The sequence below is a fragment of the Bacteroidota bacterium genome, from assembly GCA_016722375.1.
Lineage (GTDB): Bacteria > Bacteroidota > Bacteroidia > Chitinophagales > LD1 > Bog-950.
Map to the genome: position 1 here is coordinate 378,432 of JADKJG010000002.1, position 14,809 is coordinate 393,240.

A 14,809-nucleotide genomic window follows, 5' to 3' on the forward strand; every position below is an offset into this window, starting at 1 on the left:
ATAAATCAGTTTTTTTGTTTGGTAGAAGTGATAAATTGAAGTACATCATCGGTGAATCTTTCCCCATCGCTAAATAAAAATCGGACTGCAATCGGCTGCACAAAGATTTCCAATTTATTCTTCAAAAACCAAGCCCCGTGTTCTTCGAATCGCGCTGCATCCTTTTCTGTGGTGACCAATACCTTCTTGACTTCACCTAAATTGTGGAAGGTTTCGCGAATGGCTTCCAAATCATATTGATCAAAACTATGGTGGTCCTTATAATCGCGGACATATACTTTGCGCGCCAAATTATCAAGATGGCCTTTCAAAGCATCGAAGCGGGCAATACCGCAAACAAGTAAGACATCTGTATCTTTTGACACCTGAATTTTGTTTCCAAGCTCGAAAAAAGAATAGACTGTCCCATATTCAAGAGTGGAAAAATAAATCCTTTGGTAAGGTAAGGGCTTTAGTTCCCGAATCAGGCTATCTCTTTCTATCACCGATAATTCCGAAGGGCATTTGGAAACAATAATCATATCTGCACGGCGATAATTCTTTTTGGATTCGCGCAGCCAGCCCACTGGAAATAGATGGTCGCGAGTAAAAAGGTTAGCATATTCAGTGATTAAAATTGAAAGGCCCGCACGCACCCCTCGATGTTGAAAGGCATCATCGAGCAAAATAACCTCCGTTTCGGGATGGCTGTTCAGAATGGAGGGAATCCCTAATACGCGGTCTTCGCAAACGGCCACGATTGTTTCGGGGTACTTCAATTTGAACTGCCGGGGTTCATCACCAATCTGGGAAGCGGGTGTATGGGCATCTGCCAATACAAAACCATGCCCTTTTCTGCCGTATCCACGACTTAGAGTGGCAACTTTATAAAGATATTGTAACTGAAAGATCAGATATTCAATATGAGGAGTCTTGCCCGTGCCACCCATAGACAGGTTCCCTACAGAGATGACCGGAAAATCAAAACGCAACGATTTGAAATATTTCTTGTCGTAGAGAAAATTTCTAAAACCGGTAATCAGGCCGAAAACAAGAGCAAAAGGATAAAGAAGTATTTTTGAAACGGTATTGATATTTTACGGTTTAAAATCAAATGTATGAAGATAAAGGACATCACAGATTTTCTGGAACTCATAGCCCCCCTGCATTTTCAGGAAAGCTATGATAACAGTGGGCTGATTGTGGGAGACAAAAATGCCTCGGTGAAAAAGGCTTTAGTAACACTGGATGTAACTGAAGATGTGGTTCAGGAGGCTATCCGAGAAAAATGCCAGTTAATTATTGCCCACCATCCCATTATTTTCAGCGGTATAAAGAAGTTGAATGGGACAAATTATGTGGAGCGGGTAATCATCAATGCCATTAAAAACGACATAGCCATCTACGCCATCCATACAAACCTTGACAACGTATTAGAAGGAGTGAATGCGAAAATCTGCGAACAACTTGACCTGCGAGATTGCCGCATTCTATTGCCGAAAAAGAATCTGCTGAAAAAGATATTCACCTTCATTCCCGTTCAGCATCATGAACAGGTGAGTCGGGCAATATTCAACGCCGGGGCCGGGCATATCGGCAACTACAGCGAAACATCTTTCAATTCCTCTGGCAGCGGAACTTTTCGCGGCAACAACTCAAGTAACCCGGCAGTAGGCAAAAAGGGAGTGTTGGAAAAGGTGGAGGAAATAAAATTTGAAGCCATTTTCCCTGCGCATTTAGAGCAAGCGGTCATTAATGCCTTAATACAAGCTCATCCTTATGAAGAAGTGGCTTATGATATTGTTGCGCTTGAGAACTCTTTTTCCAAAGTGGGAAGTGGAATGGTGGGAAGCCTAAAAAAACCAATGGATGAAATGTCCTTTTTGAAAATGGTGAAGAAGCAATTAAAAACTAAGGTGATACGCTATACGGAATTGAGGAAAAAGCCGATAGAAAAAGTGGCTGTCTGCGGCGGTTCGGGAAGGTTTCTGTTAAATCAAGCCATTGCCGCCAACGCAGATGTTTTTATCACTGCCGATTTCAAATATCATGACTTTTTTGATGCGGAAAACAAAATCGTTGTGGCGGACATTGGACATTACGAAAGTGAACAATTTACAAAAGAACTCCTCACCCAAAGAATTTTGGATAATTTTCCTAGATTTGCCGCCCTGATTTCCGAAACAAATACAAATCCAATCAATTACTTATAACAATGACAGCAACAAAAGATCTTACCATGGACGAAAAACTCGTCCAACTATGGGAACTACAACAAATTGACACCAAAATTGATAAAATCCGCATCCTGAAAGGAGAATTGCCGATTGAGGTAAAGGAAATGGATGACGAAATCGAAGGCCTACATACCCGCTTGGGAAATATGAAGGAGGAGGTGAAAGAACTGGACGAAGAGATCAAAAACCGGAAGAATGCCAAGGCACTTGCCAAGGAGTTGATTTCTCGTTATGAGAAACAACAAGACAATGTGAAAAACAATCGGGAGTACGATGCACTGTCGAAAGAGATCGAACTTCAGCGACTAGAGATGCAGTTGTGTGATAAGAAAATCACTGATGCAACTGCTCGTATAGATGCAAAACAGGCCGGATTAGATGAAACCGAAAAGTTGATTGCAGATCGGGAAAAGCACCTAAAGAAAAAGAAAAAAGAGCTGGATAAGATTATTGAAGAAACTGATATCGAAGAGAAAGTACTTCAAAAAGAATCGGACAAACACGCAAAAAAGGTGGAAGAGCGCCTTTTAAAAGCATATCATCGTATCCGGGGCGCTTATAACAACGGACTGGCTGTCGTTGCGGTTCTTCGCGATGCTTGCGGCGGTTGCTATGCTAAGATTCCACCACAAAGACAATTAGAAATCCGTCAACGCAAACGAATCATTACTTGCGAACATTGTGGACGCATCCAGATTGGATGGGAAGGTTCTGAAGAGCAGAATTAATACTAGTTACATAAATTGTCTGATGCCCTATCAATCAAAATTGATAGGGCATCTTTCGTTAAAGGAGTTGCTGTAAGCTGTAATCTTGCAAAGGCTTAGGCAAGTAGCTTAAGCCTGAAGGAGTTCAGTCCTCCATAAAACAGCGGTGTCATTGCGATTTCGATTCCATTAAAATCAATTTGAGAATCGGAAGAAGCAATCTTCCATTGTGTATTTCATAAAGCCAAAAATACAAAGGGGAATCCATGCCCTTGACAATTGAAAACCCTAATTAAAGTAGTCATCAAGTTCAGTGCCATCAAGTTCCGTTGGAACTATTCTTGGTGTTTTGTTTTACGGTTCAACGACCACCGGTACCAGTCGCATCTTTAACCTAGCGTGGGTGCCGGTGTTGATGTCTTTTAGTGTTATTCGGGTATGGCAGCCGGTGGCGGTGATGGTCACTTCATAGCGCGTAGGGTCTATGTTTGATGCCGTTGCCACTCCTTCGGCGTCGGTGGCGAGGTTTGTGTCAATTATGTCTTCGTCTTCAGAATGGAGACGGATAGAGGCATTGGCAACCGGTGTATTGTCGGTGCTGTTAGTGACTTGTATGGTGATAGCGGCAGAACCCGGCGGGTTGATGTTACGCTGAATGGCTGCCCAAGTAAAGAGTTTGGCGATTTCAAAATCATTTTTGCCAATAATGTCTCCGTCTTTACAGACTTCGATGGCGATAGCATAGGCGGCGTTGTTGGCCAAGATTTTGGCTTGCGTAGCCGAACCGGTTTCGCGGGCATCCATGAAGGCCTCATATTTATCTTCATAAGCCAAGGCATCAGTGGCATATTGTCCGGGGAAAGCACCGGGCATGTTTTGTCCACCGGCATCGAGGGTAGCCGTGTTTTCGGTCATAAAGAGCATGGCCGCGTCGTTCATGGTGATGGTGAATTCCCAGTTGCCATTACCGGCTTTGTTATAGTTGTTGAAACCGGCGGCTTCGAGGCGCGGCTTCCAGGTGAGTTTAGAAAAAGAAAGTTCGTCCTCTATATACCGTTTGAGGGTTTGCCAGTTGAGGAGGCACTTGTCGTTTAGCGCCTTGAGTTCGATGCGAAGAATTTCGGAGGCTTCGCCACGCGCATCTTCGTCGGGCAGGGCGCGGGCGGCGGTGATGGCGGCGCGAAGCGCATTGGAGACAGCGCCACCGGCGTATTTCCCTTTTAGGGCGGAGAAAAGACTTTCGTTGTTGTCAAGGTTATCGCCTACAATTTCACATCCGCTGTAGAGAGCGGCTTGTGTACAACGATATCTTGCTTTGGCGGATTCGGATTGTGACATGGGATGAAAGGTTTAAGGATGAAATGATTTTTGTGTTTGTATTTATGTACCGATGTTTAGTACTGCGAAGTAGAAAAATAATTTTTATAAAAAGAAATTTTTCGTTAAAAAAATGGATGGGCGTTATAACGTATGTATCTTTTAAAACCACCCGACGACGAAAATCGAAATGCAGGCCAAAGTTTCCTATTTTGGCTAAATAAGGCGGGGAGCCGGTCTCTTCTAACTATTTATGATGGATTTAGATAAAACAGCCATGTTTATTTGTTAAAAATAGATGTTTCTGAACATTAATGATGGTATTATATGATTTTTGACAGATCATAATACATTTCTCGCAGGTCATAAATGGTTTCTCACACATCATAATTCATTTCTCACGCACTATAATTGGTTTCTCATAGACCTTAATCCATATCTCACATATCATAATGAGTTTCGCAGGAATCTTAATAGATTTCTCAGCAGGTATAATTCATATCTGTTTAATAGTGGAAGACCTTCTGGCTGAGATTAGGGGTTCTGCACTTGGCATTTTTTTGTTGCGCTTTGAGGATATGGGTGTTGCGTGTTCCACTCATCCGGAGTCATATATTTAGTATGAAACTTTCTGTATCCAAGGTTCATCCTAATAAGTGTTTGATCCTAATTTCTCCACAGCTATAGTCATGGCTAAAGCCATTTAGCAAGAGCCGGATGCTCACCACGATGAAGCGTGGTGTTATAAACGGCCATTCATGGCGGAAGGTTTAGTGCAAAACCGGCTTGGCTTTAGCCAGAGAAATAATCATGTTTTGAACGTAATTGCAGCTTAACTTATTGGCAAATCACCAAAGAGGGAATGGTTTGTTTTGAAACGGGCGTTTCTACGGAACTTAATGCAAAGGCAAGATATATACCGCTAAAGGTATCGGTCTTACAGAGCTAAAATGCAGGAATGACAAACTCCTACGGTCTATTTGCGGTCAAACGCTAACCTTTCTCCTTTTATGGATTCAGTAAATAGTCCTTGGTCGTAAACTAAGTTGCCATTCACAAAAGTCTTTTCCACTTTGCCCCTGAATTCTTTTCCTTCAAATGGGCTCCATTTACATTTGTAGAGTATGTTTTCCTGATTCACCTTCCATGTTTTGTGGATGTCAATCAGCGCCAGATCGGCGTAATATCCTTCGCGCACATAGCCGCGGTCTTTGATTTGAAAACATTCAGCCGGTTTGTGACACATTTTGTCTGCAATCTTCTCCAACGAAATTTTTCCGTCATGATAAAACTCTAACATCATGTTGAGTGCATGTTGAATCAAAGGCAAACCGGAAGGTGCTTTCAGATAAGTATTGTTCTTTTCCTCCATCGTATGTGGCGCATGGTCGGTCGCGATGATGTCTAAGCGATCATCCAGCATAGCTTGAAACAGAGCGGCCTTATGCCGCGCTTCTTTGATAGCCGGGTTGCACTTGATTTTGCTGCCTAATGAGGCATAATCACTCTTATCAAACCACAGGTGATGGACACATACTTCGGCAGTAATTCTTTTGTCTTTCAGAGGAATATCGTTTCTGAAAAGATTCAATTCTTCGGCGGTGGAAATATGAAGAACATGCAAGCGGGAATTATGCTTCTTGGCCAAATTCACCGCAAAGGCAGATGAATTAAGACAAACCGTTTCGTTCCTGATTTCGGCATGGCATTCAAAGGGAATGTTTTCGCCGTATTCCTTTTTGTATTCTTCGGTTCTTTCTTTCACCAGCCGGTCATCTTCGCAATGGGTAGCAATCAATATATCATTACAAGCGCTGAATATTTTATCCAGAATATCCGGATCATCTACCAACATATCACCGGTAGAAGAACCCATAAAAATCTTAATGCCGCAAACTTTTGTCTTGTCCACCTTCATCAACTCATCCAAGTTCCGCAGGTTAGTGCCCATGAAAAAAGAATAGTTGGCTAATGATGTATTGGAAGCGATGGTGTATTTGTCTTCCAACAAAGCAATGGTCGTGGCGGGAGGATTAGTGTTGGGCATTTCCATGAACGAAGTAACCCCACCGGCCACTCCGGCTCGTGACTCTGAATAAATCGTGGCCTTGTGCGTTAAACCCGGCTCTCGAAAATGAACCTGATCATCAATAATACCGGGCATGAGATACAAACCAGTAGCATCTATTTCCGCCACTTTAAATTTCACATCAAAGGAAGTGTCTATTCTTTCAATTCGATTTCCTCGGATTAAAACATCGCCGGAAAAAATCTTTCCTTCATTAATTACTTGTGCATTTCTGATGATAAAGCTGTTCATAGATGATGTCGTTTAGCGTTTCCAACTTCGCAGTTTATGGCCATAAACGCTGTAATAAAGAATAAATAAATAGCAGGGGACCAAGATCCAATAGGCTTCTCTGGCACCGATAAAATCTATATCTGCCATTCTTCCATAAGCCAGCGGCAGCAAGGCTCCTCCGGCGATGGCCATAATCAATAAAGCAGAACCGGTCTTGGTAAATTTCCCCAAACCTTCTATGGCAAGCGGCCAGATAGCGGGCCACATCAGGGCGTTTGCCAAACCCAGCAGGGCAATAAACAAAACCGAAACATAGCCTTCTGTCTGAATAGCCATTATGCTAAATAGGATGCCCACAATGGAAGAATAAGCCAAGGCTTTGGCTTGCGTGATAAAGCGCGGAATGGTGAAAATGCCGATTACATAACCAACCAGCATGGCGATCAATGTATAGGCGGTAAAGTTTTTCGTTTCCGATAGTTGTATGCCCTGCGATTGTCCGTAACTACCAATCGTATCGCCGGCCAGCACTTCTACCCCCACATATAGAAACAAGGCGGCCACACCCAACATTAAATGAGGAAACTGCAATACGGAAGTCTTGTCGCTTATCGAAGCGTTTTCGTCTTTCCCTTCTTCAATTTCGGGCAGTGGCGAAAACCGAATGGCAATTCCTAAAACGGTTAAGGCAGCAGCCATGAGGGAGTATGGTAGAATTACCCGCTGCGCTAATTCATCTAATCGCGCTGTTTTCTCGACAATGTTCATCGTTTGCAATTCTTTGACCAAGACATCTGCGTCAGATAATACAATCGCGCCGAGAATTATAGGGGCCAACACTCCGGCGGCTTTATTGAAAATCCCCATGATGCTGATTCGCATAGCCGCACTTTCAATAGGGCCGACAATAGTTACATAAGGATTGGAAGCAGTTTGCAAGATTGAAAGACCGGTGCCGATTACAAATAGTCCGGTGAGAAACAAGCCATAGGTGCGTGTCATAGCGGCTGGAATAAATAGCAAAGCGCCCACTGCCATCACCAGCAAGCCCAGCATCATTCCTTTTTTGAATCCTGTTTTGCGCAACAGCCAAGACGAAGGCAAAGCCATGACAAAGTAGGAGATGTAAAAAGCAAAGGCAACAAAGAGCGATTCGAAAGTGGTGAGTTCACAGGCAATACGCAGATATTGAATCAGCGTGCCATTCAGCCAAGTGATGAATCCGAAAATAAAAAATAGGGAGCCGAGAATAAGGGTGGCTGTTAGGCCAGAGGAGTTGCCCGATGAGAATGTTTTCACAGGTGGTTTTAGGTTTGAGGTAAATATATAAGATTGAGCGTTAAATGCTTTTTAAACCACTCAGCATCTCCTCCCTATCTACGCTTCCTACTCTTCCACCAAGCCAACACCAATGAAATAACTGTGCCGCTAACCAAAGTACCCAACACGGATTGCAGGAGGTATGAGGTGAGATTAAAATAACTTTCCGCCTGCAATTTTGCTCTTTCTACATCTTCATTTAGCTCAATAGCGTGTTTCACCGAATACTCCTTCATGTTCTGGAAAAAATCTGGATTAATCAACTGGTGAAAGATGATCTGAACAGGTATAGCCAGAACTGCCGAAATCAAAGTAATGATAAAGCCTATTACAAATGCCTGTCGAAACGTTAAACGGTGAAGTGCTTCCTTCTGCACTTCTATTAGCGCCCGATGAATGCAAAATATAGAAATGCCCACCGCTAACAACGTAACGTATGGTTGATAGGCAATAAATCGGTCGTGCAGACCTACCATATATTCCAGTGACAGCCACAGCAACATCAACAGACTGAGCAGCACTGAGTACCGAACTATAATTTTCAGATACATATTCTATCAGCTTTACAAAATCGAAACTAAGAACAAAATACAAACCTCAATACTCATACCTAATCGGCGCTTTCCATCCATAAATTCGCAGTAATAGAGCATGTTGGAAAGACGAGGAACCATTGCTCACTAACGCGGTATCGTGTCTCATGCGCAAAGGAGCCACGTTAAAAGTAAGGTGAAAACTGTGTTGTTCTCGACAAGCCGGTTCTAGACGATGAAAAAGTTTCACATTGGTCTGCGCAGGAAGTGATTTCAACAAAGCTCCATTCCAGATTAGCTTGAACTCTTCTGCATCACATCCATTCATCTTCACCGTATGAATGTGCAAAGTATCACGACTGATATATGCACTGTCCAGAGGTACTGTTTCTGTAATACTTGCATAGATTTCCCTGTCACGAATCACTTTCCTGAAAGATTCATCAGTAATCTGCTCGGTGGTTTGTTCGCTACTAATCTGTGCTTTCTTACTTGTTTTACAAGCTGAAGCAAGCAAGATCAAACACGAGAAAATCAAAACTAAGCGCATATCAATTCAGGGTAATTCTTTTTACACTTGTTCCCAGAGAGCTTCGGGCCTCCACCAAATAGATACCTCTATTTAGGGTAGTTAAATCTAGTTTAACGACCTTGCTGGAGTAATTGGCTTCAGATATTTCCTGTCCGAACAAATCAAAGACCCGTATAGTTTTCAAATTTGCTTCATCAAACACCAGTTGTACGGCACCTGATGTGGGATTAGGAAACAACTCGAAAGTAAAGGACGGCTTGTGTATTTCGGCAATTGCGGTAATACAAGATGCATTCCTTCCATCCAGCATAAGTATCCCGGTGCTATCGGGATCCAGCCAGGGTTTTAATTGAACACTGTCGGAAACGTCGTTCATGTCCCAATGAAAGTAAAACCGGCCAAATTGATCTGACTGTAAAGGCTCATCGCAGTAAGAATCGCCGCCAGATAAACTACCTATAATATGACCTTGCTGGTTAAAAAGAGGCGAACCCGATGAAGCTTCTTCGGTGATGCCATGTCCATGAGCCGTAACGGACCAGGTTACATCCCAATGCGTGCTATCCACAATATCAACCCAAGAAACAATTTTAGGAGATGTGGAGGACGTGTATATTTTTTTGACATCGCCTTGTGGGTGATGAATACAAACCGTAGAATCGGGTATGGCACCGCTCCTATCCCATCCGGATAGGAAGGCATTAAAAGAAGGCGGAATAGAATTTGAAAGGCGCATCAATAAAAAATCTGAACCATAGTCGCCGCCGTCATCGTCGCTATCTGCCAATTTAGTACAGCCATTAATAAAATGGTTAAGCGACCCTGATGAGTCCGTACAGGTAGCTGCTTCATAGTTAAAATAGAACACCCAATTGTTATAGTCAGCTGCCTTCGAGAATTCACCACAATGCTGTGCCGACAAAACATACGGCGTACAGTCATCTTTCGCGTTATTCAACAAACTACCGCTACAATATCCTTCGCCTTCATTATCTACTATCAATATCAATACCACTGAACGTTTCTGGTCTTGCCAGTTAGCCCCTTCCGAACAGTTTACGTTCACTTCACAGGTATCGCTTTTGCCCGGAGAAATTCCGCGCCTTAGAGGTTGTACCCATCGGTAGGCATGACCAATACTTTGCAACTGAAGGATTCCTTCCCCACGATGTTCTGCCGGTTCATAATATTCAACGATACAGCTTTCTCCATGAATTAGTCCGGTGCATAACCCTCTAGGCTCAGGAGTATTTGCATGAGTAAACGCCCCAATGGTTTCTTCGCCGGAAGGCATATAAATATGCAAACTGGCTCCAGCAGGGAGATATAATTTTTCAAAAACCGGAACCAGTCCCAGAGCACCAGCGGAGGTGATTTGCATTCGCCAAACACCGCCTCCATCCGGCAGTTCCGTCCATGATCCGGCATTATATGGATTGATGTTTACGGGTTGAGAGCGGGCAAATTTGGGAGCCTTCCCCTTCTTAACATCCGCCTCATCACGTTGACCGGCAAGAGCGTTTGAAAAAGCAGGCAACAGCACTTCGTCCAATTTGCTGAATAGTGAAGCCTTCCATGTGGACGTTTTGGGTAGTATGGTTTCATCTATTTGAGCTACAATCGGGTGTTGAAAGCCAACAAATAGAGCGGTAATTAAAATGAGTCTTTTAAACATAAGGGTTATAATAATAGTCAGTAAAGTTAACTTTTCCGTGAATTTCAATTATCCGAATTCAACCGGTATAAGGCTAAACGAAAATAAAATAGCAAACTACAAATCGCGTTAATACAACATGAACCGCCCCGCACGCATTATATTCTTCACCTTCACCGGCATTATAGTTTTTTTCTTGCTCGCTGCTTTACTCGTGCCTTTCATTGTCGAAAACAAAATCAAGCAACAGATTGTTAGTGAGCTCAATCGTCAGGTTACTGTTCCGGTTGAAGTTCGTGGAGGGATGAAGCTCTCTCTGTTTCAACATTTTCCTAATGCCTCATTCACCTTCTCTGATGTATTGATTGGTGATAGACTTAGAAAAGATACCCATCTTCTTAGGGTAAAGGAATTTTCTTTCATCTGCAATATCCTCAGTCTGTTTGAAGAAGAGGTTGAGTTTTCGAAAGTTTTACTTCAAGGAGGAGAGATAAACTTATATACCGACGAAAGCGGTAAAAACAATTTTGAAATACTCAAAGAAGACACCACAACTAAAACCAAACTTGCCCTGAGCCTCCGGAAAGCGGAAATAAAGGATATAGGCCTGGTTTATCTCGACAAATCTCGTTCTATAAATGTAGTACTAAAAGTTAAAGATGCCGAACTGAATGGCAACTTCAATCAGAAGCAGTTTGAGCTAAACACCAATGCCAATTTACTGGTGTACCGCATTAACACCGGCAAGGAAGATTTTCTGGTTAATAAAAATGTAGGAGTAGAAATGCTTTTAGCGGTAGATAAAGCAGAAAATAAATTTCATTTCAAGAAGGGAGTGATAGAAATAGACGACAATCGGTTTAGCATCTCTGGATATTTTGCCTCGCTTCAAAAGGGCATGGACATCAATATCCAGTTGCTGAGCGAAGGAAAGGACATTCTGAAATTGTTCCAATTACTTCCAGACGAATACAAAGCCAACCTAGTCCATGCCGAAGGAAGTGGGCAATATTCCATTGTGGCAGATGTGAAGGGCATCTTTAGCCCTACCTCCTCTCCCACCTTGAATATAAATGCCGACCTCAAAGACAGCGAATTGAAACTGGGCAAATACAATAAACTGCTCAAGAAGGTCAACGCAACGGCTAAATATGAAATGGATGCTTCGGGCAAGGACCGGCTGACCATCAGTAATTTCAATTGCACCTTGAATAACCTGCCATTTCATTTCACCTTACGTCTTAGCAATCTGGCAGATCCTGATTTTGATTTTTATGCAAATGGTGTAATGCACCTATCCGAACTCTCCACCTTTATCCCTGAATCGGCAGCAAAAGATTTCAATGGTGCGGTGAAGTTTAATCAGTTCAGACTGCGAGGCAGAAAGCGCGACTTCACCGACATTGAACATTCCACGTTAAATGGTTCCGGAGATTTTACCTTGATGCAGGTGTCTTTATCCTCGCGAGGCATTGTTTACGACAATATCAGTGGAAAGCTTTCTTATAATTCCAATTCTATAGAGGCTAAGGACTTTTCCATCAGGTTTCTGAAAACAGATTTCCTCTTTAACGGCAACATTAAAAATCTGCTAGCCTATATCTATACTCTTGCCGACCAGAAAAAGTCATCGGTTGCTACGCTAAACATCAATGGCAAAATTCATACCCGACTATTTGATCTCACTTCAATTATTGAAGGATTCAAAAGCGCCTCCGATGAAAAGAATAAATCAAAAGGGAAGCCGGTCAATGTTCGGGACATTTTCAACCTGAGCGGAAACCTTGATATTGAAATTGATAAATTTCTTTTCCGAAAAACTGTTTTTGAAAATATTCAAGGCAACATCCAGGCGGCTCCGGCTCTACTTCGTATCAACAAGTTGAACGCCCAAACGATGAAAGGGGAATTGCAAGGCAGCGGATTATTCAGTTTTACTCCTGACAACAAACTCAACATTCAATCAGATCTCAGCGCCATCAACCTAAACATCACCGAGATATTTAAACAATGTGAGAATTTTGGACAGACCACTTTAACCGATAAACATCTCGAAGGCAATCTCACCACCTCCACCTCCATAAACGCCACCTGGAATCATTACAGCGAATTTGATCCAAAATCATTTACTGCGCTTATAGAATTGAACATCCACAATGGACGGCTGATTAATTTTGAACCCATTCGGGCCGCCTCCAATTTCATTCGGGTGGACGAATTGAATGACATCCGGTTTGGCGACTTATCTCATACTATCAAAATAGCCGACCAGCGGATAGACATTCCTGAATTTGAGCTAAAAACATCGGCCTTAAACCTGATGATTTCCGGCTATCATTATTTTAATAACGACGTGGACTACCATTTCAAGATTAACCTGCACAAACTGCTGGCTCAAAAGTTTAACCGCCGAGGGCGCGATATTCAATACATCGAAAACGACCCTTATGAAGGCGTAAATATCTATCTCTCGCTTGCCGGAAACCTCAGCCATCCGGTTTTCAAATACGACAAGGCTTCTTCCAGAAAAAAATTAGTGAATGATTTTAAAAAGGAAAAAGAAAACCTTCGGCAGCTTTTTAATAAAAATTCAAAGAAGGTAGATGATGTCGAACATAAAAAGGAAGAAAAATATTTCGACCTAAATCAAAAGCCCGAGTTCTTTGATTTTGATACCATTAACGATTAACTAATTTGGTCGTTCAGTTGACCTGCTATGGACTTCTATTCCAACAAATCTAACCTCAAACTTATCCTACTGCTTATCGGTAGTTTTATTGGTATTTCCACCGTGCTTTACACCAGCCACATCGCCAACCAAATGGCGACAGAAGAGCAATACAAAGCCCGGCTATGGGCACAGGCCATTGAGCGAAAGGCCCGGTTGGTGCGATACACTAAAGATTTGTTCACCAAGCTCGCTGCAGATGAAAGAAAGAAGTTGAGCGTTTACGCCAGATCCACCGAGTTTATGCTCACCATTGAGAACAACGACCTGCTCACCTTTTTTATTGACATCATCAACTCCAACGACGACATCCCCGCTATCCTGGTAGATGCCAATGGAAACATTATTGATGCGCGCAACATTGAAATTCCTACCTCCAAAAAGTTTTCCGATTTGCCCGCCTCCATCCGCAAAGAGTTTTCATTGTATCCGCCCATTGTGGTGAACTATAAAACCAGCAAGAACTATATCTATTATAAAGACTCGAACCTTTTTGCCAAACTCAAACTTACCCTGAACGATCTGGTCGAAACATTTATTTCTGAAGTAGTGGTCAATACCGCCTCGGCACCGGTCATTCTAACCGACGAAAAGCTGAACATCCTCGCCTTCGGCAACATAGATTCTGCCAAAATGAAAAACAGCGTAGAAATAAAGAAAACACTCAACAGCATGGAGAATGTACATGACCCCGTCGTCGCCGATTTGGGAGAAGGAGTGCTTCGCTACATCTACTACGACGACTCGGCCACGCTGCGCCAACTGCGCTTCTTTCCCTATGTACAACTCGCCATCTTCGCTACGTTTCTACTCATCGCCTATCTCGCCTTCAACAATGCGCGAAGAGCAGAACAAAATCTGGTCTGGGTAGGCATGGCCAAAGAAACCGCCCATCAATTAGGCACCCCTATTTCTTCGCTCGAGGGTTGGGTAGAAGTACTGCGCGAGCAAGATGGAATGAAAAACAAGCAGGAGATACTCCACGAGTTAGAAGGCGACATCAAGCGCCTTTCTTTAGTGGCCGAACGGTTCTCAAAAATAGGTTCGGTTCCCCAACTTCAGCCCGAGAGTGTGCGCGAAACGCTGGAAGAAAACGTGAAATACATGCGTCGTCGTGCCAGCGGAAAGGTAACCATGACCTTTTCTTGCGATGGCCCGTGCCGGTTCCTAATCAACCGTCCGCTGTTCGACTGGGTGCTGGAGAATCTTTTGAAAAACGCTTTAGACGCGATGGATGGCGAAGGAACTATTTCGATCGTTACTACACATGAGAACAACCACATCATCCTGGATATAACCGATAGCGGAAAAGGAATTCCCAAAAGCAAGTTCAACACCATCTTTGAACCCGGCTACTCCACCAAAAAGCGCGGATGGGGACTCGGCCTTTCGCTCACCAAACGCATCGTAGAAGAATATCACAGCGGAAAGATTTTTGTAAAACATTCCGAACCCAATAAGGGAACTACCTTCCGGATAATTATTCCGGCGGCGTAGAAA

General features: G+C 43.0%; 11 protein-coding genes. 4 read left to right on the top strand and 7 right to left on the bottom strand.

Translation table 11 applies throughout. The features are described 5' to 3' along the window. Window positions 1-5: 5 nt before the first annotated feature. Window positions 6-1,073 (bottom strand): tetraacyldisaccharide 4'-kinase, encoded by a 1,068-nt coding sequence (gene lpxK, locus IPP77_03540; protein ID MBL0308769.1) that lies wholly within the window; start codon window positions 1,071-1,073, stop codon window positions 6-8. A 24-nt stretch (window positions 1,074-1,097) separates the two neighbouring features. Here lpxK and IPP77_03545 point away from each other — a divergent pair, with 24 nt between their 5' ends. Both IPP77_03545 and IPP77_03550 read left to right on the top strand, forming a co-directional pair. Continuing rightward, a complete protein-coding gene (locus tag IPP77_03545; GenBank protein MBL0308770.1) occupies window positions 1,098-2,192 on the top strand; it encodes a Nif3-like dinuclear metal center hexameric protein in 1,095 nt (364 codons plus the stop codon). 2 nt (window positions 2,193-2,194) lie between these two features. Beyond that, on the top strand, window positions 2,195-2,944 hold the full coding sequence (locus tag IPP77_03550) for a hypothetical protein (protein MBL0308771.1): 750 nt from the start codon (window positions 2,195-2,197) through the stop codon (window positions 2,942-2,944). Window positions 2,945-3,277: 333 nt separating this feature from the next. Here IPP77_03550 and IPP77_03555 read toward each other — a convergent pair whose 3' ends face one another. The 6 genes from IPP77_03555 to IPP77_03580 all read right to left on the bottom strand — a co-directional run bounded on the left by IPP77_03555 (window position 3,278) and on the right by IPP77_03580 (window position 10,602). Continuing rightward, window positions 3,278-4,261 (bottom strand): carboxypeptidase regulatory-like domain-containing protein, encoded by a 984-nt coding sequence (locus tag IPP77_03555; GenBank protein MBL0308772.1) that lies wholly within the window; start codon window positions 4,259-4,261, stop codon window positions 3,278-3,280. A 955-nt stretch (window positions 4,262-5,216) separates the two neighbouring features. Then, window positions 5,217-6,560: a dihydroorotase gene (locus IPP77_03560; protein MBL0308773.1), complete on the bottom strand. Its 1,344-nt coding sequence runs from the start codon at window positions 6,558-6,560 to the stop codon at window positions 5,217-5,219. A 12-nt stretch (window positions 6,561-6,572) separates the two neighbouring features. Further along, the gene (locus IPP77_03565) at window positions 6,573-7,841 is read right to left on the bottom strand and encodes a sugar MFS transporter (GenBank protein ID MBL0308774.1); all 1,269 of its coding nucleotides are present in this window, start codon (window positions 7,839-7,841) and stop codon (window positions 6,573-6,575) included. A 74-nt stretch (window positions 7,842-7,915) separates the two neighbouring features. Next, window positions 7,916-8,413 carry a DUF4199 domain-containing protein gene (locus IPP77_03570; protein ID MBL0308775.1) on the bottom strand — a complete coding sequence of 166 codons (498 nt, stop codon included), beginning with the start codon at window positions 8,411-8,413 and terminating at the stop codon, window positions 7,916-7,918. Window positions 8,414-8,459: 46 nt separating this feature from the next. Beyond that, window positions 8,460-8,945, bottom strand: a complete 486-nt coding sequence (locus IPP77_03575) for a hypothetical protein (GenBank protein ID MBL0308776.1) — start codon at window positions 8,943-8,945, stop codon at window positions 8,460-8,462. Between the two features lies 1 nt (window position 8,946). Beyond that, complete coding sequence (locus tag IPP77_03580; protein MBL0308777.1) at window positions 8,947-10,602, bottom strand: T9SS type A sorting domain-containing protein; 1,656 nt, start codon at window positions 10,600-10,602, stop codon at window positions 8,947-8,949. A gap of 118 nt (window positions 10,603-10,720) precedes the next feature. On the opposite strand from IPP77_03580, the gene IPP77_03585 reads away from it, so the two are divergent. After that, window positions 10,721-13,270 carry an AsmA family protein gene (locus IPP77_03585; protein ID MBL0308778.1) on the top strand — a complete coding sequence of 850 codons (2,550 nt, stop codon included), beginning with the start codon at window positions 10,721-10,723 and terminating at the stop codon, window positions 13,268-13,270. A 27-nt stretch (window positions 13,271-13,297) separates the two neighbouring features. Then, a complete protein-coding gene (locus IPP77_03590) occupies window positions 13,298-14,806 on the top strand; it encodes a HAMP domain-containing histidine kinase (GenBank protein ID MBL0308779.1) in 1,509 nt (502 codons plus the stop codon). Window positions 14,807-14,809: the final 3 nt, after the last annotated feature.